The following is a 24,466-nucleotide window of genomic DNA, read 5'->3' as shown; positions in this document are numbered from 1 at the left end:
GACGGGGGCGACCCCGCCGCTTCAAGACTGGAACGCCGCGGGGCGCGGTGCAACGGCCGGATGCGCGGGTGCGACGGTTCGCCGCTTGCTCAGCGGCTGCGCTGCAGCCCGGCGGTCACCGCCACGGCAACCAAAAGCAGCAGGCCGACGAAGCCGGCGACGCCGCTCCAGCCATAGCGGTGCCAGAACAGCCCGCCCAACGTTCCCGCCAGGGTGGAGCCCAGATAGTAGCAGAACAGATAGATCGACGACGCCTGCCCGCGGGCGACCGCGGCGCGGCGGCCGATCCAGGCCGACACGATGGAATGGGCACCGAAGAAGGCGAAGGTGAACAGGGCGATGCCGGGGGCGATGCCCCACAGGCTGTCGACCTCCATCAGCGCAAGCCCGGCCACCATCAGCGCCACTGCGCCGGCCAGCGTGCGGCCCGAGCCGAACCGCCCGGCCCAGCCGCCGAACAGCGGCGAGCTGACGACGCCGAAGCTGTAGACCAGGAACACGGCGCCGACCACCGCCGGGCGCAGCTCGAACGGCGGTTCGCTGAGGCGGAAGCCGATGTAGTTGAAGACGGTGACGAAACCGCCCATCAGCAGGAAGCCGAGCGAGAACAGCCCCAGCATCCCGACGTCGGTCAGCAGGTCGCGCCATGCCCGCACCAGCGCCTTCAACCCGGCGGCACGCCGGACGAAATGGCGCGACGGCGGCAGCGCCAGCCACACCGTGACCGCCGCGGCGACCGCCAGCGCGCCGACGACGCCGACCGCCAGCCGCCAACTGCCGAGGTCGGTCACCACCGCGGTCAGCACCCGGCCGGACATGCCGCCGATGGCGGTCCCGCCGATGTAGAGCCCCATGGCGACGCCGGCCGATTTCGGATCGACCTCTTCGGAGACATAGGCCATGGCGACGGCGGGCAGGCCGCTCAGCGCCAGCCCCTCCAGTGCGCGGACGGCGAGGAAGCCATGCCAGTTCGGCATCAGCGCGCCGACGACGCCCAGCAGGCCGGCGGCGGCCAGGGCGGCGACCATCACCGGCTTGCGGCCGATCCCGTCGGAAATGGCGCCGGCGACCAGCAGCGCCACCGCCAGCACGCCGGTGGTCAGCGACAGCGACAGGCTGGACTCGGCGGGCGACACCCCGAACTCCTGCACGAAGTCCGGCAGCAGCGGCTGCACGCAATAGAGCGTGGCGAAGGTGGAAAAGCCGGCGACGAACAGGATGCGGCTGGCGCGGCGGTAGGCCGGGGTGCCGGCCTCCAGATAGGCGGTCCCGGGATCGGCGCTGTCCGCACCGGTCTTGATGTCGTCGCGCACGCGCTGGGCTCCCGCTTGTTCCGTCACCGTCGCTGCGGTGCGAAAGCGACAGTGACGCGCCATCGCCCCGCTGTCCAAGGATGCGGCGGCGGGGCGGCCATGCCCGCGGCGCAGAACCTTGCCGGACCGACGGGTTTGCCGGGCAGTCCTTTCGATGAAGGCGTGAAAACGGCCTTGCTCTGGACCTTCGGCGGGGCGCGCCGTATAACCAGCCTCCCACTCATTCGAAGTCTGTTCGAGCCATGCACGACCTTCGCGCCATCCGTGAGAATCCCGAAGCCTTCGACCGCGGTATCGGCCGCCGTGGACTGGCGCCGATGTCGTCGTCCCTGCTCGACCTCGACAGCCGCCGCCGCGCCGCGCAGACCCAGATGCAGGAGATGCTGGCCCGCCGGAACGAAGCGGCCAAGGAGATCGGCCTCGCCAAGCGCGAGGGCCGCGACGCCCAGCCGATCCTGGACGAGATGGCGACCCTGAAGGACCGCCTTCCCCAGGTGGAGGAGGAGGAACGCGCGCTCGGCGCCGAACTCGACGCCCTGCTGGCAGGATTGCCCAACATCCCGGCCGACGACGTGCCCCTCGGCAAGGACGAAACCGACAACGTCGAGGTGCGCCGCTGGGGCACCCCGGCCGACATCGCCAACCCCAAGCAGCATTACGAGCTGGGCGAGGCGCTGGGCCTGATGGACTTCGAGGCGGCAGCCCGCATGTCGGGCGCCCGCTTCACCGTGCTGAAGGGCGGGCTGGCCCGCCTGGAACGCGCGCTCGCCGACTTCATGCTGGACATCCACACGAGCGAGCACGGCTTCACCGAGATCGCGCCGCCGCTGATGGTGCGCGACACCGCGCTGTTCGGCACCGGCCAACTGCCGAAGTTCGAGGAGGACCTGTTCAAGACGACCGGGTCCGACCATTACCTGATCCCGACCAGCGAGGTGCCGCTGACCAATCTGGTCAACGACCAGATCGTCGCGGCGGAGGATCTGCCGCTGCGCTACACCGCGTTGACCCCCTGCTTCCGGGCGGAAGCCGGGTCGGCCGGGCGCGACACCCGCGGCATGATCCGCCAGCACCAGTTCTGGAAGGTGGAGATGGTCGCCATCACCGCGCCGGACCAGTCGGAGGCCGAGCACCAGCGCATGACCCGCTGCGCCGAGACGATCCTGGAGCGGTTGGGCCTGCCCTACCGCACCATCGTGCTGTGCACCGGCGACATGGGCTTCTCCTCGCGCAAGACCTATGACGTCGAGGTGTGGCTGCCCGGCCAGAACGCCTACCGCGAGATCTCCAGCGTGTCCAATTGCGGCGATTTCCAGGCGCGGCGGATGAAGGCCCGTTGCCGGAGCAAGGGCGAGAAGCAAACTCAGTTCGTGCACACCCTCAACGGATCGGGTGTGGCGGTCGGGCGCTGCCTGATCGCGGTGCTGGAGAACTACCAGCAGCCCGACGGTTCGATCCTGATCCCGGACGCGCTCCGGCCGTACATGCGCGGTGTTGAGAGGATTTCCATCTGATGTTCGACCTGCCGCTCGACCTGTCCCAGACCCGCATCCTCGTCACCAACGACGACGGCATCCACGCGCAGGGGCTGAAGGTCCTGGAATCCATCGCGCGGTCGCTGTCCGACGATGTCTGGGTGGTGGCGCCGGAGATGGAGCAGTCGGCGGCCAGCCACTCGCTCACCATCAACCGGCCGCTGCGCCTGCGCAAGCTGGACGAGCGCCGCTTCACCGTCGACGGCACGCCGACCGACTGCGTGCTGCTGGCGGTCAACCATGTCATGAAGGACGCCCGCCCGACGCTGGTGCTGTCGGGCGTCAACCAGGGCTCCAACATCGGCGAGGACGTGACCTATTCCGGCACCATCGCCGCGGCGATGGAGGCGACGCTGCTGAACGTCCCGGCCATCGCCATGAGCCAGCATTACGAGACGGGCCAGCCGATCGACTGGTCCGCCGCCGAAGCCTACGGCGCCGAGGTGGTGCGCAAGGCGGTGACGGTGGCCTGGCCGAAGAACGTGCTGCTGAACGTCAACTTCCCGGCCCGTCCGGCGGCGGAGGTCACCGGCATGCGGGTGGTGCGCCACGGCAAGCGCAAGATCGGCGACGAGTTGCTGGAGCGGGTCGACCCGCGCGGCAAGCCCTACATCTGGATCGGCACGCTGCGCGGCGAGGCCGATGTAGCCGACGACACCGACATCCATGTGGTGTTCAACGGCGGCATCTCGATCACGCCGGTCTTCCTCGACCTGACGCACACCCCGACGCTGCAGACGCTGAGGCAGGCTTTCGTGTGAGCTACAACCCGCGCAAGATCCGCTTGCTGATGGCCCTTCGCGGGGCCGGCGTCACCGACACCAAGGTGTTGGCCGCCATCGAACGGATCCCGCGCGAGTTGTTCGTGCCCGAGGCCTTCCAGGACCGGGCGTGGGAGGATGCCGCACTTCCGATCGAGCTGGGCCAGACCATCAGCCAGCCGCTGGTGGTTGGGCTGATGACCCAGGCGCTGGAGTTGCACCCGCGACATTTGGTCCTGGAGATCGGCACCGGATCCGGCTATCAGGCGGCGGTGCTGTCGCGGCTGTGCCGCCGCGTCTTCACCATCGAGCGTCTGAAACCGCTGCTGCGCGAGGCGGAGGCGCGTTTCCAGGCGCTGGGCATCCACACCATCACCACGCGGCTGGGCGACGGAACCCGCGGCTGGCCGGAGCAGGCGCCTTTCGCGCGGATACTGGTCACAGCCGCCGGCGGTCCGGAAGCTCCAAAAGACTTGACGGATCAACTCGCCGTTGGTGGTGTCATGGTCATTCCGCTCGGCAGCGACCACCGCGACCAGAAGGTCGTGCGCTTCCGGCGTTCCGAAGCTGGCCTTTCCCGGGAGGACCTGTGGCCCGTCCGTTTCGTTCCGCTGCTGTCCGACCCGCCGCAACAGGTCCATTCCGCATGAAACCGGTTCTTACGGCGCTTCTCCTGTCCACCGCGGTCCTGGCGCTCGGCGCCTGCGAACGCGCGGGCGGGCTCGCCCCCTTCACCCATGTCAGCGACGTGCCGGATTCGGCCGGCGGCGCCATCACGGTGCAGAAGGGCGACAGCGCCTACATCCTGTCACGCCGCTACAACGTGCCGCTGCGCGACCTGATCGAAGCCAACCACCTGTCGCCGCCCTACAAGCTCGACGTCGGGCAGCGGCTGGTCCTGCCGACCTCGCGCCAGTATGTGGTGCAGAAGGGCGATACGCTCTACGGCATCTCGCGCATGCACAACGTCGACGTCAGCGAACTGACCCAGTTGAATGGCCTGACCCCGCCCTACGCGGTGCAGGTCGGCCAGCCGTTGCGCCTGCCGGGATCGAACGCGTCCGGGACCGGCGGGTCCATGACGGCGTCGGGGGTGGCGTCGGGTGGTGCGGTGCCGCTGACGCCCCAGGCCATGCCGCAGGGCACGCCGGCCGGCCGCGGGTCGGTCCAGGCGGCCGAGTTGCCGCCTCCGGGCGCGTCGTCGCCCGCCGGGGGCATCACCGCCACGGCCCTGCCGCCGTCGAAGCCCGCCACGCCGCCGTCCGAACCCGCACCGGTGCAGAGCCAGCCGGCCGGCTCGCCGGAGCCGGCCTACCAGCCGGGGCAGGCGCCGACCATGCTGCGTCCGCCCGGCAGCAAGCCGGTCCAGGCCGGTGCGCCGGTCCCGCCGCCCGCCGCCGCCCCGCCGCAGGAGGTCGCGGCCGCTGCCGCCCCGCCGAAGCCGGAGCCGAAGGCGGAGGTCGGCGCCCCGCCACCGCGCGGCGGCGCCCGCTTCCTGTGGCCGGTGAAGGGGAAGCTGATCTCCGGATTCGGCCCGAAGCCCGACGGCCTGCACAACGACGGCCTGAACATCGCGGCGGCGAAGGGCACCGCGGTGGTCGCCGCCGACAACGGCGTCGTCGCCTACACCGGCAACGAGCTGCGCGGCTTCGGCAACCTGCTGCTGCTGAAGCACTCCGACGGCTGGATCACCGCCTACGCCCACCTCGACAAGATCGAGGTGGAGCGCGGCGCGACGGTGAAGCGCGGCCAGGTGATCGCGCGGGTCGGCCAGACCGGCTCGGTGTCCTCGCCGCAGCTCCATTTCGAGCTGCGCAAGGGGAGCCAGGCGGTCGACCCGTCCGATCAGATGGACCGCAAGCTCAGCGAAGGGGCGTCCCGAGACGCCCGGCCAGGTCCTGGATGAACTGCCAGGCCACCCGGCCCGACCGGCTCCCGCGCGTGACCGACCATTCGACGGCCTCCGCGCGCAGCCGATCGGCCGGGATGTCCAGGCCGTAGTGGCGGGCGTAGCCCTCGATCATCGCGAAGTAGGCGTCCTGGTCGCAGTTGTGGAAGCCCAGCCACAGCCCGAACCGGTCGGACAGCGACACCTTCTCCTCCACCGCCTCCGCCGGATTGATGGCGGTCGACCGCTCGTTCTCGATCATGTCGCGCGGCATCAGGTGGCGGCGGTTGGAGGTGGCGTAGAACACCACATTGTCCGGCCGCCCCTCGATCCCGCCGTCCAGCACGGCCTTCAGCGACTTGTAATGCGCGTCGTCATGGTCGAAGGACAGATCGTCGCAGAACAGGACGAAGCGCCGCCGCTCGCCCTTGAGCCGGGTCAGCAGGCGGGGCAGGGTGGGGATGTCCTCGCGCTGGATTTCCACCAGCGCCAGCTCGGCCGGGCGTTCCTGGCAGATCACGGCGTGAACCGACTTCACCAGGGAGCTTTTGCCGGTGCCGCGGGCGCCCCACAGCAGGGCGTTGTTGGCCGGCAGACCAGCGGCGAAGCGCCGGGTGTTGTCGAGCAGGATGTCGCGCTGCCGCTCCACCCCCTGCAGCAGGACGATATCCACCCGGTTGACGGCTGGCACCGGTTCCAGCCGGTCGGGGTCGGGATGCCAGACGAAGGCGTCGGCCGCGGTGACGTCCAGCGGCAGGGGCGGCGGCGGCGCCAGACGCTCCAGCGCGGCGGCGATGCGGGTCAGCAGGGGAAGCAGCGTTTCAGGGGACATCGTTTTCCTGGCAGCTTTTCGCAAAATTTCATGGAAAGCCGGCGCCTGCGCAGCCATCTTTCCGACGCGTCCGCACCGTAACACAGCGACGCAAGCGCACAAGCTGTGGCCGCCCCGCGGATTGTGGCGCATCACCGTTGCATCCCGTTCATGGGCGGCTATAGTCGCGGCGTCCCGGCGGCACGCCGACCCCCGCGCGAGACCAAACTCTGAAGGAGCTTTCCGATGTTCGTTTCGACGGCTTATGCACAGACGGCGGCGCCGGCTGGCGGCGGCAGTGACATGCTCGTCCAGTTTCTGCCCCTGGTTCTGATCTTCGTCGTCTTCTATTTCCTGCTGATCCGTCCGCAGCAGAAGAAGATGAAGGAGCATAAGACCATGCTGTCGGCGATCCGCCGCGGCGACCGCGTCGTGACCGGCGGCGGCATCATCGGCATCGTCACCAAGGTCGGCGCCGACGACGAGATCACCGTCGAGATCGCCGAGAACGTGCGTGTCCGTTGCCTGCGCTCCACGGTCAACCTTGTCCTGGCCAAGACCGAGCCGGCCAAGGGCGGCGACGCCGGCACCCCGGCGGCCCCCGCCGACGGCGCCGCCAAGCCGGCCGAGACGACCACCGCCGCCGGTGGTATCGGCAAGCTGTTCGGCCGCAAGTAAGAACCGGCCGGGCTCCTCTCACACAGGGCCAGCCCGAAGGCGCTTCCCGTCCGGGCGGCCGGCCTCCCCGGCATCGGAAACGATGCCGGGCTGATGTCGGGTTGGCGGCCGGGCCGTCCGGACCGGGTGTCTGATCGGATTCGAGTGACGCATGCTCTATTTTTCGCGCTGGAAGATTTACATGATCGTGGCGACCTGCGTCGCCGGGTTCATCATGATGCTGCCCAACTTCATGGGCCGCGACACGCTGGCCGCCCTGCCGTCGTGGTACGCCAACTCCCGCGTGGCGCTGGGCCTCGACCTGCGCGGCGGATCGCATCTGTTGCTCGAAGTCGACATGGCGACGGTCATCCGCGACCGGGTGGAAAGCCTGATCGACGGCGCCCGGCAGCAGTTGCGGACCGCCAACGTCGGTTACACCGCGATCAACGCCGCCGACAAGGCGGTGACCGTGCAACTGCGCGATCCGGCCCAGGCCGACGAGGCGGTGAAGGCGCTGCGCCAGCTCGCCAGCCCGGTCGGCGGCACGGCGCTCGGCGGCGGGCAGCCCGACCTGACGGTGACCGCCGACGGCGGTGTCGTGACGGTGGCGCTGAGCGAGGTCGCCCTGCGCGACCGCTCGACCCAGGCCATCGAGCAGTCGATCGAGATCGTGCGCCGCCGCATCGACGAGACCGGCGTCAACGAGCCGACGATCGCCCGCCAGGGCAACGACCGCATCCTGGTCCAGCTGCCCGGTGTCGAGGACCCCGACCGCGTCAAGCGGCTGCTCGGCACCACCGCCAAGATGACCTTCCGTCTGGTCGACGTGACCGCCGATCCCAACAGCGGCCGCGCCCCTCCGGGCACCGAGATCCTGCCGTCGGCCGAGGGCGACCGCTACCAGTCGCGCTACGTGATCCGCAAGAAGGTGGAGGTCGACGGCGCCACGCTGAAGAACGCCACCGCCTCGACCAACTCGCAGACCGGCGAGTGGGTGGTGAACTTCGAGTTCAACAGCGCCGGCGCCAACCGCTTCGCCGAGGTGACCAAGGCGAATGTCGGACGGCCCTTCGCCATCGTGCTCGACAACAAGGTCATCAGCGCGCCCGTCATCCGCGAGCCGATCACCGGCGGGCGGGGCCAGATCAGCGGCAACTTCACCGCCGCCGCCGCCAACGACCTGTCCGTCCTGCTGCGCGCCGGCGCCCTGCCGGCCCCGCTGAAGGTGATCGAGGAGCGCACGGTCGGCCCCGACCTCGGCGCCGATTCGATCCGCGCCGGCCTGACCGCCGTCGTCGTCGGCTTCGTCATGGTCTGCGCCTACATGATCGCGTCCTACGGGCTGTTCGGCGCCTTCGCCTGCTTCGCCCTGCTGATCAACATCGTGCTGACGCTGGCGGCGCTGTCGCTGCTGCACGCGACGCTGACGCTGCCGGGCATCGCCGGCATCCTGCTGACGCTGGGTCTGGCGGTCGACGCCAACATCCTGATCAACGAGCGCATCCGTGAGGAATCGAAGAAGGGCCGGGGCGTCTTCGCCTCGATGGAGGCCGGCTTCAGCCGCGCCTACAGCACCATCGTCGACAGCAACCTGACGACCGCGATCAAGATGGCGCTGCTGTTCATCTTCGGCACCGGCACGATCAAGGGCTTCGCCGTCACCATCACCTTCGGCATCCTCATCTCCATGTTCACCGCCACCGTGCTGGTGCGCCTGATGATGGTGACGTGGCTGCGCCGGACGCGTCCGGCCGCGTTGCCGGTCTGAAAGGTCATCCGATGTTCCATCTCCGCCTCGTCCCCGACAACACCAAGATCCCGTTCATGAACGGCCGGTTCGCCGGCCTGATCACCTCGGCGGTGCTGTCGATCGCCTCGCTCATCCTGTTCTTCCATCCGGGCCTGAACTACGGCATCGACTTCCGCGGCGGCATCGTCATCGAGGCCCGCACCCCGCAGGCCCCAGACTTCGCCTCGCTGCGCCACACGCTCAGCGGCCTCGGCATGGGCACGGTGGCGCTGCAGGAGTTCGGCTCGCCGCAGGACGTGCTGATCCGGCTGGAACGGCAGCCCGGCGACGACGCCGCCCAGCAGGTCGCCGCCGACAAGGTGCGCGGCACGCTGGCCCAGGCCATTCCCGGCACCCAGGTGCGCCGTGTCGAGGCCGTCGGCGCCTCGGTCAGCGGCGAGCTGTTCGCCAACGGCATGCTGGCGCTCGGCCTCGCCATGCTGGCGATGCTGATCTACATCTGGTTCCGTTTCGAATGGCAGTTCGGGTTGGGCGCCGTGGTGACGCTGCTGCTCGACATCACCAAGATCGTCGGCTTCTACGCCGTCACCGGGCTCCAGTTCAATCTGGTGGCGGTGGCGGCGATCCTGACGATCATGGGCTATTCGATCAACGACAAGGTCGTGGTCTATGACCGGATGCGCGAGAACCTGCGCATCTACAAGAAGATGCCGCTGCGCGACCTGATCGACCTGTCGATCAACGAGACGCTGAACCGCACCGTCGGCACCTCGATGTGCACCTTCCTGTCGGTCATCCCGCTGGCGCTGTTCGGTGGCGAGGCGCTGCAGGACTTCGGCATCGTGCTGCTGCTGGGCGTGTTCATCGCCACCACCTCGTCGATCTTCATCGCCGCCCCCATCTTGCTGTTCCTGGGCGAGAACCGCCTGCGGCGCGGCGCCCCGGTCGAAGGACCGGCGGCAAAGGAGCCGGCGACGACGCCCTGACCGGGGCAGGACGTCCGGAAAGCGAGAGGAGAGGGCAGCATGGCCGACATCATGCCGATGATCCCGTCCGACCGTCAGGTCATCGACGGCTACGGTCCAGGGCAGTTCTGCGTGTCCGGGCAGTGGCGGGTCGGCGCGGTGGTCGTGCTGCCCCACCGCACCCAGGCCTGGGAGGTCGGCGACGTCGCCTCCCTCACCCTGGCGGACTTCGCCGCGGTGACCGAGGCCGAGCCGAAGGTGGAGATCCTGCTGCTCGGCACCGGTGCGACGATGAGGCTGATCCCGAAGGAACTGCGGCAGGCCCTGCGCGAGCGCGGGATCGTCGTCGAGCTGATGGACAGCCGCGCCGTCTGCCGCACCTACAACGTCCTGCTCGCCGAAGGCCGGCGGGTCGCGGCGGCGATGCTGCCGGTGTAGGCGGCGGCTGCGGCCTTAGCTAACATGACGCCGAAACGACAAAGGCGCCCCAGATGGGGCGCCTTTGCGTTTTCATACCTCGGACAGAAACCGATCAAGCAGCCAGCTGCTCGGCGGCGAAGTCCCAGTTGGCGAGGTTGTCGATGACCGCCTTGACGAAGTCGGCGCGGCGGTTCTGGAAATCGACGTAGTAGGCGTGCTCCCACACGTCGATGGTGAACAGCGGCTTCTGGCCGTGGGCCAGCGGGGTGTCGGCGTTGCCGGTCTTGCCGACCTTCAGCTTGCCGCCATCCAGGTACAGCCACGCCCAGCCCGAGCCGAACTGGGTCAGGGCGGCCTGCGTCAGCTCTTCCTTGAACTTGTCGACGCTGCCGAAGTCGGCGACGATGCGCTGCTCCAGGGCCGCCGGCATCTTGCCGCCGTCCTTCTTCAGGCACTGCCAGAAGAAGGTGTGGTTCCACACCTGGGCGGCGTTGTTGAAGATGCCGACCTTGGACGCATCGCCGACCGAAGCCTTGATGACCTCCTCCAGGCTGGCGTTGGCCAGCGGCGTGTCCTTGGTCAGGTTGTTCAGGTTGGTGACGTAGGTCTGGTGGTGCTTGTCGTGGTGCAGATGCAGGGTTTCCGACGAGATGTACGGAGCCAGGGCATCATACGCATAGGGAAGCGGCGGAAGTTCGAACGCCATTTGAATCACCCTCTCTTCTTTGATTGTCCTTCCGGGCCGGGCCTGGCGAGCACGGCACCTCCGTCCGTCCAAATAGGCCGACGGCGGAACATTGTGAAGACCGGAAAAGGGGCGAAGCGCCGTATAGGGTTATTTCCGTTGGACAAAGCAGCATCAGCAGCCCGGTTTCCCGAGCGCACGGCAGCCTCCAACGTGGCGGGAAGTCCCGTTTCCGTCCAGTCTCCGGCCAGCAGCAGGTTGCGCCAGCGCGTCCGCGTCCCCGGACGCCGCGCCACCGAGTCGGGGGACTGGTCGGGGGTCGCCCGGCGTTCCTTCACCACCCGGTAGGGCCGAATCGGGCCATCGAGTCGCAGCGCCCGCGCCACCTCCGGCCAGAGGCGCGCCGCGACGGCCTCCGCCGGCATGGCCGCCAGCGCATCGGCGTCGCTGACGGTCACCGACAGCAGGCCGTCGCGGGCGAACAGCCACTCCGCCGTGCCGCCCGCCAGCCCGAGGAAGGGCAGGCCGCCCGGCAGCCGCACCGGCTCGTCCAGGCGGAAATGCACATTGACGATGGCCGGACCGGGCGGCGGCACGACGAGGTCGGGCACCAGCCGCTCCGCCACCCAGGCCGGGGCGGCGAGCAGGACGCTGTCGGCCGGCCCCAGCGCGACGGCGACACCGCCAACGGACAGTTCGCTCACGCGGTCGCCGTCGAAGCGCAGCCCATCGACACGGCTGCCGAGGGACAGCGTGGCGCCGGCGGCGCGCAGCCGCTCCAGCGCCGGATCGACGAAGGCGGCCGACAGACCATGGGGGGTCAGCACCGGCCGGCAGGCGGCCTCGCCACGCAACAGCGTCTCGCGCAGCACCGCGCCGAACAGCCGGGCCGACACCCGCTCCACCGGTCCGTTCATCGCGGAGACGGCGAGCGGACGCCACAGCCGGTCGAACAGCGGTCCACCGGGCGGCAGGCGGTCGGCGACGCTGGCGCCGCGGCCGGCCGTCAGCGTGCGCAGGGCAGCGAGGTAATCGCGCGGGCTGCTTCCCGGCACGCGCCGCGCCGGATCGAACAGCCACAGCCCACCGGGGCGCAGCGTCCATTCCGCACCGTCGCGCAGGTCGAGGAAGGGGAAGGCCGCCGACCGCAGCTCCATCAGCGCGTCGCCCGCGCCGATCCGCCGGGCATAGTCCAGCAGCGCCCGGTTGCCGCTCAGCACCATATGGCTGCCATTGTCGACGGACCGCCCCAGCGTCGCGTCGGGAAAGCTGCGGCAGCGCCCGCCGGCCTGCGGTGCCTGCTCGTACAGCACGACCCGGCGCCCGGCCTCGACCAGACGGACGGAGGCGGCCAGCCCGGCAAGGCCGGCGCCGACGACATGGACGGTCGGGGTGGGCTCGGCCATTCAGCTGGCCGGCGGCAGGCCGATCAGGCAGCGCAGGGCCACCCAGGCGCTTTCCCGCCGCCCGACCCGGACACGGGCGTCGAGGTCGCGCCAGCCGCCCGCCCGCAGGCGGCGCAGCAGCCGGTGGTACAGCACCATCATCGCGGTGGCGGCCCACAGCGAGCCGCGTGCCGTCGCTCCACGTTCCGCCAGCGCCGCCCGCGCCTCGGCGAACTGCGCCTCGGCCAGAGCGGCCAGCGCCTCGCAGGCCCGGGGCAGGGCGGGATGGGCAAGGGCCTCGTCCGGCCGGGTGGTGGCGATGCCGGCGGCCAGCAGCAGCTCGCGCGGCAGGTAGAGCCGGCCGAGCGCCGCGTCCTCCCGTAGGTCGCGCAGGATGTTGGTCAGTTGCAGCGCCTCGCCCAGCGCCAGGGCGAAACGCTCGGTCGCCGGGTCGGCCCGGTCGAACACACGGATCGCCAGCAGGCCGACCGCACCGGCGACGCGGCGGCAATAGAGCCTTAGGGTCGCGAGGTCGGGCGCCTGCACCCCTTGGCCGCTCACGCCGTCGCAGACATCCATCGCCATGCCGTCGATCAGCGCCTCCAACTCGGCGCGCGGCAGACCGTAGCGCTCGATGGCGCCCTTCAGCGCGGCGGTCAGCGGGCTGGTCGGGGCATCGCCCCGGTAAAGGCCGCGGATGTCACGGCGCCACACGTCCAGCGCCGCGCGCTTGGCGGCGGGGTCGCCCGGTTCGTCGGCGATGTCGTCGATACAGCGGCAATAGGCGTAGATGGCGAACATCGCCGCCCGTTTCGAGGCGGGCAGCAGCCGCATCGGCCAGTAGAAGGTGCTGCCCGACCGCGCGGCGACCGTCGTCGCCGTGTCGGAAGGCACGGTCTCAGCCATGGCCGGTGTCGCAGCGGACATCGGGTCCGGCGGGGCCGACTCCAGCGGCGGGTGGGTCATCGGTACCTTCTCGGGGGAGCGTCCGGGGCCTTGCACGCGGGGCAGGCGCGTGGGCCCCGGAGTTTAGGCGGCGGAGAAGCTCCGCGCCAGCCCCCGCGCCACCGCGGCCAGCTTGTGATGGGTGCCGAGCGTCACCCGCGCCTTCATCGGGTCGCGCGCCTTCAGCCGGCGCGACAGCGATTCGGCAATGCTGAGGATCACCGCCGCCTCCATCCGCAGGCCACGGTGCCGGATCAGGCCGGGCAGGGACGCCGCGCGTTCCAGCAGCCGGTCGGTGTGCTCCAGCGTCTGGTCGAAGATGGCGCGCAGCTTGGCATCGCTTTCCACCTCGACCAGCCGTTCGACGCTCATCCCCGCCTCGTCGAACCAGACCAGCGGGATGTAGCAGCGGCCGAGCTGGGTCCAGTCGTCGCGCGCGTCCTGGAGATGGTTGAGCACCTGCAGCGCCGAGCACAGCGCGTCCGACGCCGGACCGGCGGCGACGCCCTCGCCGTGCAGTTCCAGCAGGTAGCGCCCGACCGGGTTGGCGGAGAAGCGGCAGTACAGCAGCAGGTCGCTCCAGCTGTGGCAGCGGGCGCCGACCGCGTCGCGGCGGAAGGCGCGCAGCACCTGCCGCGCGTGGCGGTCGCTGACGCCGGTGGTCTGCAGGCTCTCGCGCAGGTCGAGCGCCGGCTTCAGGTAGGCGTGCTTGGCCTGGCCGGAGGTCAGCGCGCGTTCCAGCGCCTCCAGATAGGCCAGCTTGGTCTCCGGCTCCAGGTCCGTGTCGTCGGCGATGTCGTCGGCCAGACGCACGAAGCGGTAGAAGGCGATGACGTGCGGGCGAAGATGCTTCGGCAGCAGGCGCGACGCGACGGGGAAATTCTCCGTGCTTTCGTCTTTGCGGGCAACCGGGTTCGGCTTACGGGGCTTCGTCGGAGCGATGTTGAAATCCGTCATGGGATCCGTGCCTGCTGCGCGTCGGGGCTGGCGGTGCGACCGTGTGTGCTTCATATAGGCGTGGCGCAAGGCTTTGGCCTGTCTCCTCGCTCACTCCACTCCTTTTTTCCAGTCGGGCATCCCATGGTGAAGTCTGCCGCCGACCTGTCCTATTGCGGACGTGAGGTCCGGAAATATGACAACGACCACTTTTTGGCAGGTCTGTTCGCCCCCGCCGACCGGCGCGAGGCGCTGTTCGCGTTGTACGCCTTCAACCTTGAGATCGCCAAGACCCGCGAGGTGGTCAGCGAGCCGATCCTCGGCCAGATGCGCCTGCAATTCTGGCGCGATGGAATCGAGGCTGTCTATGAGGATGGACCCGTACCGCACCACGGCGTGATGGATCCGTTGAGCGAGGCCGCCCGCCGGCTCGATCTGAGCCGTCCCCTGTTCGACCGGCTGATCGACGCGCGCGAGGCCGACCTGGACGACACGCCGCCGGCCGATCTGAGCTGCCTGATCAACTACGCCGAGGTGACCGGGGCGCCGCTGGTGCAGTTGGCGCTGGAGGTGCTGGGGGTGCGCGACGCGACGGCGATGGCGGCCGGGCGGCATGTCGGCATCGCCTACGCGCTTGCCGGCATCCTGCGGGCCGTGCCCTTCCTGGCGCGGCAGCACCGGCAGCGCCTGCCGGCCGACCTGATGGCCCGCCACGGCGCCACCAGCGAGGACCTGTTCGCCGGGCGCTCCACCGCGGAACTGCGCCCGGTGGTGGGCGAGATCGCGGCGGTCGCCCGCAAGCATCTGGCCGACGCGCGCGCCCTGCGCCGGCAGGTGCCGAAGGCGGGGCTGCCGGCGTTGCTGCCGGCGACACTGGCCGATCTGCATCTGGGCGTGATCGCGCGCGCGGGCAACGACGTCTTCGCGCCGCGCGTGCTGCTGCCCCACCCGTTACGACAGCTTCGGCTGGGCTGGGCGGCGACGCGCGGGCGCTATTGACGCCCGCGCAGCGCCGGCGTCAGGCCGACAGCCAACCTTCCAGGTCGGCCATCGCGCGGCGGGTGTAGGCCAGCTTGCGGTCGCGGCCGCGGATCTTGTCGTCGATCGGCGGGAACAGGCCGAAGTTGACGTTCATCGGCTGGTAGGTCTCGGCCGCCGCCCCGCCGGTGATGTGGCCGAGGATGGCACCCAGCGCCGTGGTGACGGGCGGAGTGCTGATCTCCCGGCCCAGCCGTTCCGCCGCGGCGAAGCGGCCGGCGAGCAGGCCGACCGCGGCGCTCTCGACATAGCCCTCGCAGCCGGTGACCTGACCGGCGAAGCGCAGGCGGGGCAGCGACTTCAGCCGCAACGCGCCGTCCAGCAGGCGCGGGCTGTTGAGGAAGGTGTTGCGGTGCATACCGCCCAGCCGGGCGAACTCGGCGTTTTCCAGGCCGGGGATCATGCGGAAGATGCGCGCCTGCTCGGCGTGGCGCAGCTTGGTCTGGAAACCGACGAGGTTGTAGAGCGTGCCCAGCGCGTTGTCCTGGCGCAACTGCACCACGGCGTAGGGGCGGCGTTCCGGCTTGTGCGGGTTGGTCAGGCCGACCGGCTTCATCGGGCCGTAGCGCAGCGTGTCGACGCCGCGTTCCGCCATCACCTCGATGGGAAGGCAGCCTTCGAAGTAGGGGGTGTTCTTCTCCCACTCCTTGAAGTCGAGCTTCTCGCCGGTGATCAGCGCGTCGATGAAGGCGCGGTACTCGTCCTTCTCGAAGGCGCAGTTGATGTAGTCCTTGCCGGTGCCGCCGGGACCGGGCTTGTCGTAACGCGACTGGAACCACGCCTTCGACAGGTCGACGCTCTCCAGATAGACGATGGGGGCGATGGCGTCGAAGAAGGCCAGCGATTCCTCGCCGGTGTGGTCGCGCACCGCCTCGGCCAGGGCGGGGGAGGTGAGGGGGCCGGTGGCGACGATGACGCTGTCCCAGTCCTCGGGCGGCAAGCCGGCGACCTCCTCGCGCTCGATGGTGATCAGGGGGTGGGTCGACACCGCCTCCGTCACCGCATCGGCGAAGCCGTCACGGTCCATCGCCAGCGCCCCGCCGGCCGGCACCTTGTGCGCGTCGGCGCAGCGCAGGATCAGCGAGCCGCAGCGCCGCATCTCCTCGTGCAGCAGCCCGACGGCGTTGTATTCGGCGTCGTCGGAGCGGAAGGAGTTGGAGCAGACCAGCTCCGCCAGCTTGTCGGTGTCGTGGGCCTCGGTCCGGCGGACCGGACGCATCTCGTGCAGGACGACGGGCACGCCGCGGGAGGCGAGCTGCCACGCGGCTTCCGAGCCGGCGAGACCGCCGCCGATGACGTGGACGGGGCGAAGGGTGTCGGTCATTGAAACAATTTTCCAAACAGGACTGCGGATGACTGGCCGGCAATCTAGGTCGTTCGATCCAAAAACGACAGCCCCGAAACGGAATTCCTGCGTGGGGTCCCGTCAAACAGAACGGCCGGCCCCGTTGGGGAGGCCGGCCGTCAAGTCGATCAGGAGTCTGTCAGAACCAGGAGGAAGCGCGCAGGCTCACTCGCTCTTGGTCGTCGTGCTGCGTTCGATCGTGGTGGCACCGCTGGGGGGCGGGGCGACGGTCGAGGAACCATAGCTCGGGGTGGTCGTGGTCGTCGTCGTGCTGGTGGTGCGGGTGCTGTCGGAACCGCAGGCCGCCAGCAGCAGGGCCGCGCCCAGCGCGGCGCCGACGCCGGTCAGAATGGTCTTGGTCATCGCCCTTGTTCTCCCGTGCATTGCGAACTCTGCCGGGAAGAACACGGTGAAGGTCGCGTTTGTTCACGCTCTCTTTCGGGTTGCCGATTTCCGCGCCGCCGGCTTCGCCTTCAGGTAGGGGGCGAGGTACCGTCCGGTGTAGCTGCGCTTCACCGTCGCCACCTCTTCGGGCGTGCCTTCGGCGACGATCTCGCCGCCGCCGGTGCCGCCCTCCGGCCCCAGGTCGATGATCCAGTCGGCGGTCTTGATGACCTCCAGATTGTGTTCGATCACCAGCACCGTGTTGCCCTGGTCGACCAGGGCATGCAGCACCTCCATCAGCTTCTCGACGTCGGCGAAATGCAGGCCGGTGGTCGGTTCGTCGAGGATGTAGAGGGTGCGGCCGGTGGCGCGGCGGCTCAGCTCCTTCGACAGCTTGACGCGCTGCGCCTCGCCGCCGGACAGGGTGGTCGCCGCCTGCCCGATGTGGATGTAGCCGAGCCCGACGCGTTCCAGCGTGTCCAGCTTGTCGCGGATGCCGGGCACCGCCTTGAAGAACTCCTTGCCCTCCTCGACCGTCATGTCCAGCACGTCGGCGATGGTCTTGTCGCGGTAGGTGACCTCCAGCGTCTCGCGGTTGTAGCGCTTGCCGTGGCAGACGTCGCAGGTCACGTAGACGTCGGGCAGGAAGTGCATCTCGATCTTGATGACGCCGTCGCCCTGGCAGGCCTCGCAGCGGCCGCCCTTGACGTTGAACGAGAAGCGGCCGGGACCGTAGCCGCGCGCCTTGGCCTCCGGCAGGCCGGCGAACCAGTCGCGCATCGGGGTGAAGGCGCCGGTGTAGGTCGCCGGGTTGGAGCGCGGGGTGCGGCCGATCGGCGACTGGTCAATGTCGATGACCTTGTCGAGATGCTCCAGCCCCAGCACGGCGTCATGCTCCGCCGGATGCTCGCGCGCGCCCATCAGCTTGCGCGCCACCGCCTTGTACAGCGTCTCGATGATCAGGGTCGACTTGCCGCCGCCCGACACGCCGGTCACGCAGGTGAAGGTGCCGAGCGGGATCTTCGTCGAGACGTTCTGTAAATTGTTGGCGCGCGCGCCCTGCACCTCCAGGAACTGGCCGGGATGGCCGGGCCGGCGGGTGTCGGGCACCGGCACGAAACGGGTGCCGTTCAGGTATTGGGCGGTGATGCTGTCGGGGTTCTTGCGGACCTCCTCCGGCGTGCCCTGGGCGATGACGGTGCCGCCATGCTGGCCGGCGCCGGGGCCCATGTCGACCAGATAGTCGGCGCTGCGGATGGCGTCCTCGTCATGCTCGACGACGATGACGGTGTTGCCGATGTCGCGCAGGCGCTTCAGCGTTTCCAGCAGCCGGTCGTTGTCGCGCTGGTGCAGGCCGATCGACGGCTCGTCCAGCACATACAGCACGCCGGTCAGGCCGGAGCCGATCTGCGACGCCAGCCGGATGCGCTGGCTCTCGCCGCCGGACAGCGTGCCGGATCCGCGGCTGAGCGTCAGATAGTCGAGCCCGACGGCGTTGAGGAATCCGAGCCGCTCGTTGATCTCCTTCAGGATGCGGTAGGCGATCTCCTGGTCCTTCGGGCGCAGATGGGCGTTCAGCTCGCCGAACCAGGTGGCCGCGCCGGCGATGGACAGCTCGGTAGCTTCGGAGATGCTGCAGCCGCGGATCTTGACCGCCAGCGCCTCCGGCTTCAGGCGCGCGCCCTTGCACACCTCGCAGGGCTGGGAGGACTGGTACTTCGACAGTTCGTCGCGCGTCCAGGCGCTGTCCGTCTCGCGGTAGCGCCGTTCCAGGTTGTTGACGATGCCTTCGAACGGCTTGTTGGTCTGGTAGCTGCGCAGGCCGTCGTCGTAGGTCATGGTGATGGCGGACCCGCCCGACCCGAACAGGATGGTCTGGCGCACCGGCTCCGGCAGCTCCTGCCAGGGCGTCGTCATCGCCACGCCGAAATGCTTGCAGATGCTGTCCAGCGTCTGGTCGTAGTATTTGGAGGTCGACCCCGCCCACGGCGCCACGGCGCCCTTGGCCAGCGTCAGCCGCTCGTCCGGGACCACCAGCATCGGGTCGAAATAGATCTTGCTGCCCAGCCCGTCGCAGGCCGGGCAGGCGCCGAACGGGTTGTTGAAGGAGAACAGCCGCGGCTCGATCTCCGGGATGGTGAAGCCGCTGACGGGGCAGGCGAATTTCTGCGAGAAGACGGTCTGTTCGCTGGTCTCGGCGTTCTCCACCCAGACGATGCCGTCGGCCAGCCCCAGCGCGGTTTCCAGCGAATCGGCCAGGCGGTTGCCCAAGCCCTCGCGCACCACGATGCGGTCGACCACCACCTCGATGTCGTGCTTCAGCTTCTTGTTGAGCGTCGGCACCTCGTCGATCTCGTACATGGTGCCGTCGACCCGCACGCGCTGGAATCCGCGCTTGCGCAGATCCTGGATTTCCTTCTTGTACTCGCCCTTGCGGCCGCGCACGAAGGGGGCCAGCAGCAGCAGGCGCGTGCCCTCCGGCATCGCCATGACGCGGTCGACCATCTGGCTGACCGTCTGGCTTTCGATCGGCAGGCCGGTGGCCGGCGAATAGGGGATGCCGACGCGCGCCCACAACAGGCGCATGTAGTCGTAGATCTCCGTCACCGTGCCGACGGTGGAGCGCGGGTTCTTCGACGTCGTCTTCTGTTCGATGGAGATGGCCGGCGACAGCCCCTCGATCGAATCGACGTCGGGCTTCTGCATCAGCTCCAAGAACTGGCGCGCGTAGGCCGACAGGCTCTCCACGTAGCGCCGCTGGCCCTCGGCGTAGATCGTGTCGAAGGCGAGCGACGACTTGCCCGATCCCGACAGGCCGGTGATGACGATCAGCTCGTCGCGCGGCAGATCCACATCGACGTTCTTCAGGTTGTGTTCCCGCGCGCCGCGGACGCTGATGTACTTGTTCATGGAGTGTTCTTTTACCCGAAGCCCGGTCGGTTGGAAAGCGGCTTTGCGCCGCGCGGCATCACCAAAAACGGGCCGGCCGCGTTTTCGCTGTGCAGACCCGTCGCCGGCCGTGACGATATAGGCGCCTGGGTCGGCTTTGCCAGCACGCCCGGCGCGGGGCGGTCATGACCAGAAGGGCGGGGTGGCGCGGAATCGCTTCCACAGTTCCGACAGGGTCTTGCGCCGCCGGTCCGACCGGCGGTCGATCCAGGCGGCGACGGCTGCGACGGTCGCGCGGTCGGCCCCGCGCAGCCCGGCCAGCATCCTGGCCCCGGTGGCGGCATCCTGTTCGGCGTCCAGCGCGGCCTGCAACGGGTCCAGCGCGGCGAAGAAGGGCAGGGCGGCGCTCTCCGGGTAGAGGCCGCGGAAGAAGTCGGCGGTGTAGCGCAGCGTGCGCAGGCGCCGCCGCAGCTTGTCGCGCCCCTTGGCGTCGTCGGGCAGCTTCATCGTCCTGATGCCGAGCTTGCCGTGCTTGGCCGACAGCCAGCCGCCGGCCAGACCGGAGACCGGTGCGTTCAGGGCGGCGCGGCGGCCCGCGTCGGCGTCGGACAGCCAGCGCCCATGCTCCAGCCAGCCGGCGAGCGCCAGCACGGTGGTGGTGCAGCCGGGCGCCAGGATCGCCGCCATCGCCTCGCGCGCCGGACCGGCCCCGGCGCAGCGCGCCAGCTCGGCAAGCCGTTCCAGCGCCGCCCGGTCGATGGACGGCCCGGCGGATGGCGATTCGGCGAGCAGCGGCTCCAGGGTCCCCGACATCAGCACGTCCCAGCCGCGCGCCGGCCCCAGCCGCTTGGCCAGTGCCCGGCTTTCCGCCACCAGCCGGTCGGCGTCGGGCGCGGCGACCAGCGGCGCGAACAGGCGGTGGGCGATGCGCAGCCGGCGCAGGGCGATGCGCATGCGGTGCAGCCCCTCCACGTCGCCGCCGGCCAGCGCGCAGGCCTCGTTGGCGAGGAACTGGCGCAGGGCGTGGCGCAGGATGTGGCGATAGGCCTCCGCCACCGTGGTCAGCGGCGACAGGCCGAGCGGTTCGGCCTCCACCGGTCCCGGTTTGCGGCCGGTCACCAGCCGCAGGCCCGCCTCCGCCTTGCTTTCGGTGCCGATCCGCATCGGCACCGCCGCCTGCAGCGTCAGGGCAAGATCGAACAGGTTGGCGACCCGGCCGGCCTTCAGCTCCAGCTCGACCTCGCTGATCGGCAGCGACCGGCCGCCGGCGTAGACCCGGCCGTCGTCCACCGCCACCTCCACCGCGGTCAGCGGGTCGGGACGGACCAGCAGGGTGGTGCGCTGGAAGTCGGTAACGAACAGGCAGTCCAGCGCGTCGAGCGCCGCCGCCGGCACCAGTCCGGCAACGCCGGGATCGGTCAGGACGCCGCGGTCGACCGCCTCGCCGGGGACCGTCCAGTCCCACTCCCGCCGCACCGCGACCGCCGCCGAATCGCCGGGGCTGGCGCTGTTGACCGTCTTCAGCGTCTGGACGTAGCGGTCGCCCTCCTGCCGCACCCGCAGCGCCACGCCGTTGGCCGCCAAGCGCAGGTCGGGCGTGTCGTAATAGACGGTGCGCAGCCGCTGCGACACCGCCGGTCCGTCCGCCAGCGCCAGCAGCGCCGGCAGCGTCGCGATCCGGGCGAGGTCGGCGGGGAAGGCATGGAGCTTCAGTTCCACCTCGCGCACCGACGCGGTTGGAACGGTGGCGGGCGCCGGGGCACCCTGGACGGCGGGCGGGCTCAGGGACGGGCTTGCGGGCGGAATCGTGGGTGGCACGGGTCGGCATCCTCCCGAAGCCGGCCACAGCGGCCGGTCAAGAACAGGTGGATCCGTGGATACCCCAATCCCCGGCCGCAGGTTAAGAGAGTTTACGCGGTTGCACAAAATCGGCCAGCCGGCCGGCGCCCAGCTCCAGGTCGGCCCAGTGCGGAGTCTCGAACACCAGGACGGCGCAGGCGGCGGTCGGGAACTTCTCCGCCATGGCGTGGCGCAGAGCGTGGTCGCCGCTTCCCGTCAGATCGTTGGCGAGGTCGTGGAGATCCGGGTTGTGCGCCACCAGCATCACCCCGGTCGCCGAATCCGGCGCGTCGCGCAGCCGTTCCAACAGGGTGCGGGCGCCGCACAGGTACAGGCCGCGCTCGTGCTCCACCGGAGGGAAGGGCGCGCCGATGGCGGCCATCACCCGCTTGCGCGTCTCCACCGCCCGCAGCGCGGTCGAGCACAGCACGAGGTCGATGCGGGCGTGGTGGCGGGCGAGATGGGCGCCGACCAACGTCGCCGCCTTTTCACCCCGCGGGGTGAGCGGCCGGTCGTGGTCGCCCAGCGACGGATCGTCCCAGGACGACTTGGCGTGGCGCAGCAGGAACAGCGTCTTCATGGCGGCGTCGGTTTTCCGGTGGTTTCTGCAAGCCGGGGCAGGGGAGGCTATCGCCAAATGGGAGTCCTGAAACCGTAACGCATGTGGGATACTCTGTCTGCCCACCATATAACGGGCTCCGGCCGCACGCGGCGGCCGGGCTGCGACGTCCAGAGCAAAGACTTCAGAGGTTGACGTGACCCATCTCCAGGAACTCGATTCGGTTGGCATCGAGCCCAGCGCTCCCGAACGCTTCATCAACAGGGAGCTGTCGTGGCTGGCCTTCAACCAGCGCGTCCTGGACGAGGCGGCCAACCCGAACCACCCGCTGCTGGAACGGTTGCGCTTCCTGTCGATTTCCGCCAGCAACCTCGACGAATTCTACATGGTCCGCGTCGCCGGCCTGAAAGGGCAGGTGGCCGCCGGCGTCAAGGCGCCCAGCCCGGAGAACCTGACGCCGGCCCAGCAGCTCGCCGCGGTCAAGCAGCGGATCAGCGACCTGATGGGCAGCCAGCAGACGATGTGGCGCATCCTGAGAAGCGATCTGCGCGACGCCGGCATCACCGTGGTCGATCCCGCCAGCCTGACGGAGGGCGAGAAGGACTGGCTGGAGGCCAAGTTCCTCGACGACATCTTCCCGATCCTGACGCCGATCGCGGTGGACCCCGCCCACCCCTTCCCGTTCCTGCCGAACCTGGGATTTTCGCTGGCGCTGCAACTGCATGACCCGGTGAAGGGCCGCCACATCGACGCGCTGGTCCCGCTGCCGACCCAGCTGGAACGCTTCATCCGGCTGCCGGGGTCGGACATCCGCTTCATCCAGCTGGAACGGGTGGTGATGCTGTTCATCGACCGCCTGTTCCCGCCGTTCCAGGTCAAGGCGCACGGCGTCTTCCGCGTGCTGCGCGACAGCGAGATCGAGATCGAGGAGGAGGCGGAGGATCTGGTCCGCACCTTCGAAAGCGCGCTGAAGCGCCGCCGCCGCGGTAGCGTCATCCGGCTGGCCACCGACAGCGGCATGGCCACCGACCTGCGCGAGTTCCTGCGCCACGAGCTGAACGTCGCCTCCGACGACGTCTTCATCCTGGATGGGCTGATCGGCCTGACCGACACCAAGCAGCTGATCGTCGACGAGCGTCCGGATCTGGTCTTCCGCCCCTTCAACGCCCGTTTCCCGGAGCGCATCCGCGATTTCGGCGGCGACTGCTTCGCGGCGATCCGCCACAAGGACATCGTCGTCCACCACCCGTACGAAAGCTTCGACGTGGTGGTGCAGTTCATCCGGCAGGCGGCGCGCGACCCGCAGGTCGTCGCCATCAAGCAGACGCTCTACCGCACCAGCAAGGACAGCCCGATCGTCGCCGCGCTGATCGAGGCGGCGGAGGCCGGCAAGTCGGTCACCGCCCTGGTCGAGCTGAAGGCCCGCTTCGACGAGGAGGCCAACATTCGCTGGGCGCGCGACCTGGAACGCGCCGGCGCCCAGGTGGTCTACGGCTTCGTCGACCTGAAGACCCACGCCAAGGTGTCGCTGGTGGTGCGGCGCGAGAAGAAGGCGCTGCGCAGCTACGTCCATTTCGGGACCGGCAACTACCACCCGATCACGGCCAAGGTCTACACCGACCTGTCCTTCTTCACCTGCGACCCGGCGCTGTGCCACGACGCCGCGGTGATGTTCAACTTCATGACCGGCTACGCCACGCCCAAGGTGCTGGAGAAGATCGCCATCGCGCCGATCACCCTGCGCCAGCGCCTGTCCGACCTGATCGAGGCGGAGATCGCCCACGCCGCCGCCGGACGGCCGGCCGCGATCTGGGTGAAGCTGAACTCGCTGGTCGATCCGGTCATCATCGACAAGCTGTACAAGGCGTCGCAGGCCGGGGTGCAGATCGACATGATCATCCGCGGCATCTGCTGCCTGCGGCCGGGGGTGAAGGGCCTGTCGGACAACATCCGGGTGCGCAGCATCGTCGGCCGCTTCCTGGAGCATGGCCGTGTCATCTGTTTCGGCAACGGCCACGGCCTGCCCAGCAACCAGGCGAAGGTCTTCATCTCCTCCGCCGACTGGATGACCCGCAACCTCGACCGCCGGATCGAAACGCTGGTGCCGATCGAGAATCCGACCGTGCACGAACAGGTGCTGGACCAGATCATGGTCGCCAACATGAAGGACGACGCCAGCACCTGGAAGCTCGGGCCGGACGGCGTGTATCATCGCATCAAGGCTGGCCCGGACGCGTTCAGCGCTCATAATTACTTCATGACGAACCCCAGCCTGTCCGGCCGCGGCAGCGCGCTGAGCAACAAGCGCACGCCGCCGCGGTTGATGCTGCAGACGGTGTCCTGAGGTGGGTGACGGAG

21 protein-coding genes are annotated in these 24,466 nt (G+C 69.5%); 10 read left to right on the top strand and 11 right to left on the bottom strand.

Translation table 11 applies throughout. The annotated features are described in order from the left end of the window. Positions 1-89 precede the first annotated feature (89 nt). A complete protein-coding gene (locus TSO352_RS17405) occupies positions 90-1,313 on the bottom strand; it encodes an MFS transporter (RefSeq protein ID WP_109108580.1) in 1,224 nt (407 codons plus the stop codon). A gap of 242 nt (positions 1,314-1,555) precedes the next feature. Here TSO352_RS17405 and serS point away from each other — a divergent pair, with 242 nt between their 5' ends. The 4 genes from serS to TSO352_RS17385 are packed head-to-tail and all read left to right on the top strand — an operon-like array spanning position 1,556 to position 5,515. Next, positions 1,556-2,827 carry a serine--tRNA ligase gene (gene serS, locus TSO352_RS17400; RefSeq protein ID WP_109108579.1) on the top strand — a complete coding sequence of 424 codons (1,272 nt, stop codon included), beginning with the start codon at positions 1,556-1,558 and terminating at the stop codon, positions 2,825-2,827. Then, positions 2,827-3,609: a 5'/3'-nucleotidase SurE gene (gene surE / locus TSO352_RS17395; protein WP_109108578.1), complete on the top strand. Its 783-nt coding sequence runs from the start codon at positions 2,827-2,829 to the stop codon at positions 3,607-3,609. Before serS ends, surE begins: the two co-directional genes overlap by 1 nt. Beyond that, positions 3,606-4,259 carry a protein-L-isoaspartate(D-aspartate) O-methyltransferase gene (locus TSO352_RS17390; protein ID WP_109108577.1) on the top strand — a complete coding sequence of 218 codons (654 nt, stop codon included), beginning with the start codon at positions 3,606-3,608 and terminating at the stop codon, positions 4,257-4,259. The genes surE and TSO352_RS17390 overlap by 4 nt, the downstream gene beginning before the upstream one ends. Then, on the top strand, positions 4,256-5,515 hold the full coding sequence (locus TSO352_RS17385) for a LysM peptidoglycan-binding domain-containing M23 family metallopeptidase (RefSeq protein ID WP_109108576.1): 1,260 nt from the start codon (positions 4,256-4,258) through the stop codon (positions 5,513-5,515). The genes TSO352_RS17390 and TSO352_RS17385 overlap by 4 nt, the downstream gene beginning before the upstream one ends. On the opposite strand, the gene TSO352_RS17380 is transcribed toward TSO352_RS17385, so the two are convergent. Continuing rightward, complete coding sequence (locus TSO352_RS17380; RefSeq protein WP_109108575.1) at positions 5,472-6,329, bottom strand: ATP-binding protein; 858 nt, start codon at positions 6,327-6,329, stop codon at positions 5,472-5,474. The two genes, TSO352_RS17385 and TSO352_RS17380, sit on opposite strands and share 44 nt — an antisense overlap. Before the next feature lie 225 nt (positions 6,330-6,554). On the opposite strand from TSO352_RS17380, the gene yajC reads away from it, so the two are divergent. From yajC to TSO352_RS17360, 4 genes are all read left to right on the top strand, one after another. Then, positions 6,555-6,986, top strand: a complete 432-nt coding sequence (gene yajC / locus TSO352_RS17375; protein ID WP_109108574.1) for a preprotein translocase subunit YajC — start codon at positions 6,555-6,557, stop codon at positions 6,984-6,986. A 151-nt stretch (positions 6,987-7,137) separates the two neighbouring features. Then, on the top strand, positions 7,138-8,736 hold the full coding sequence (secD, locus tag TSO352_RS17370; protein ID WP_109108573.1) for a protein translocase subunit SecD: 1,599 nt from the start codon (positions 7,138-7,140) through the stop codon (positions 8,734-8,736). Between the two features lie 11 nt (positions 8,737-8,747). After that, positions 8,748-9,704 (top strand): protein translocase subunit SecF, encoded by a 957-nt coding sequence (gene secF / locus TSO352_RS17365; RefSeq protein WP_109108572.1) that lies wholly within the window; start codon positions 8,748-8,750, stop codon positions 9,702-9,704. 39 nt (positions 9,705-9,743) lie between these two features. Further along, positions 9,744-10,121: an Mth938-like domain-containing protein gene (locus tag TSO352_RS17360; RefSeq protein ID WP_109108571.1), complete on the top strand. Its 378-nt coding sequence runs from the start codon at positions 9,744-9,746 to the stop codon at positions 10,119-10,121. A 94-nt stretch (positions 10,122-10,215) separates the two neighbouring features. Here TSO352_RS17360 and TSO352_RS17355 read toward each other — a convergent pair whose 3' ends face one another. The 4 genes from TSO352_RS17355 to TSO352_RS17340 form a co-directional block, all read right to left on the bottom strand. Then, positions 10,216-10,809: a superoxide dismutase gene (locus TSO352_RS17355; protein WP_109108570.1), complete on the bottom strand. Its 594-nt coding sequence runs from the start codon at positions 10,807-10,809 to the stop codon at positions 10,216-10,218. 5 nt (positions 10,810-10,814) lie between these two features. Further along, a complete protein-coding gene (gene hpnE, locus TSO352_RS17350) occupies positions 10,815-12,194 on the bottom strand; it encodes a hydroxysqualene dehydroxylase HpnE (protein ID WP_109108569.1) in 1,380 nt (459 codons plus the stop codon). Continuing rightward, positions 12,195-13,079: a presqualene diphosphate synthase HpnD gene (gene hpnD, locus TSO352_RS17345; protein ID WP_247872218.1), complete on the bottom strand. Its 885-nt coding sequence runs from the start codon at positions 13,077-13,079 to the stop codon at positions 12,195-12,197. It abuts the gene before it with no gap. Positions 13,080-13,202: 123 nt separating this feature from the next. Further along, on the bottom strand, positions 13,203-14,075 hold the full coding sequence (locus TSO352_RS17340; RefSeq protein WP_109108567.1) for a squalene/phytoene synthase family protein: 873 nt from the start codon (positions 14,073-14,075) through the stop codon (positions 13,203-13,205). Positions 14,076-14,198: 123 nt separating this feature from the next. On the opposite strand from TSO352_RS17340, the gene TSO352_RS17335 reads away from it, so the two are divergent. After that, positions 14,199-15,053: a phytoene/squalene synthase family protein gene (locus tag TSO352_RS17335; RefSeq protein WP_109108566.1), complete on the top strand. Its 855-nt coding sequence runs from the start codon at positions 14,199-14,201 to the stop codon at positions 15,051-15,053. Between the two features lie 19 nt (positions 15,054-15,072). Here the strand turns inward: TSO352_RS17335 and trmFO are convergent, their stop codons facing one another. The 5 genes from trmFO to TSO352_RS17310 all read right to left on the bottom strand — a co-directional run bounded on the left by trmFO (position 15,073) and on the right by TSO352_RS17310 (position 22,129). Next, positions 15,073-16,416 carry a methylenetetrahydrofolate--tRNA-(uracil(54)-C(5))-methyltransferase (FADH(2)-oxidizing) TrmFO gene (trmFO, locus tag TSO352_RS17330; RefSeq protein ID WP_109108565.1) on the bottom strand — a complete coding sequence of 448 codons (1,344 nt, stop codon included), beginning with the start codon at positions 16,414-16,416 and terminating at the stop codon, positions 15,073-15,075. Between the two features lie 186 nt (positions 16,417-16,602). Continuing rightward, on the bottom strand, positions 16,603-16,800 hold the full coding sequence (locus TSO352_RS17325; RefSeq protein ID WP_109108564.1) for a hypothetical protein: 198 nt from the start codon (positions 16,798-16,800) through the stop codon (positions 16,603-16,605). Positions 16,801-16,863: 63 nt separating this feature from the next. Continuing rightward, positions 16,864-19,731 (bottom strand): excinuclease ABC subunit UvrA, encoded by a 2,868-nt coding sequence (uvrA, locus tag TSO352_RS17320; RefSeq protein WP_109108563.1) that lies wholly within the window; start codon positions 19,729-19,731, stop codon positions 16,864-16,866. A 162-nt stretch (positions 19,732-19,893) separates the two neighbouring features. Further along, a complete protein-coding gene (locus TSO352_RS17315) occupies positions 19,894-21,528 on the bottom strand; it encodes a CYTH and CHAD domain-containing protein (protein ID WP_109108562.1) in 1,635 nt (544 codons plus the stop codon). A gap of 82 nt (positions 21,529-21,610) precedes the next feature. Beyond that, positions 21,611-22,129, bottom strand: a complete 519-nt coding sequence (locus TSO352_RS17310; RefSeq protein WP_109108561.1) for a histidine phosphatase family protein — start codon at positions 22,127-22,129, stop codon at positions 21,611-21,613. 175 nt (positions 22,130-22,304) lie between these two features. Between TSO352_RS17310 and TSO352_RS17305 the strand changes: the two genes are divergently transcribed. Further along, positions 22,305-24,452, top strand: a complete 2,148-nt coding sequence (locus TSO352_RS17305; RefSeq protein WP_109108560.1) for an RNA degradosome polyphosphate kinase — start codon at positions 22,305-22,307, stop codon at positions 24,450-24,452. Positions 24,453-24,466: the final 14 nt, after the last annotated feature.

This window comes from Azospirillum sp. TSO35-2 (assembly GCF_003116095.1).
Lineage (GTDB): Bacteria > Pseudomonadota > Alphaproteobacteria > Azospirillales > Azospirillaceae > Azospirillum.
This window is presented reverse-complemented; position numbering and strand designations above follow the sequence as displayed.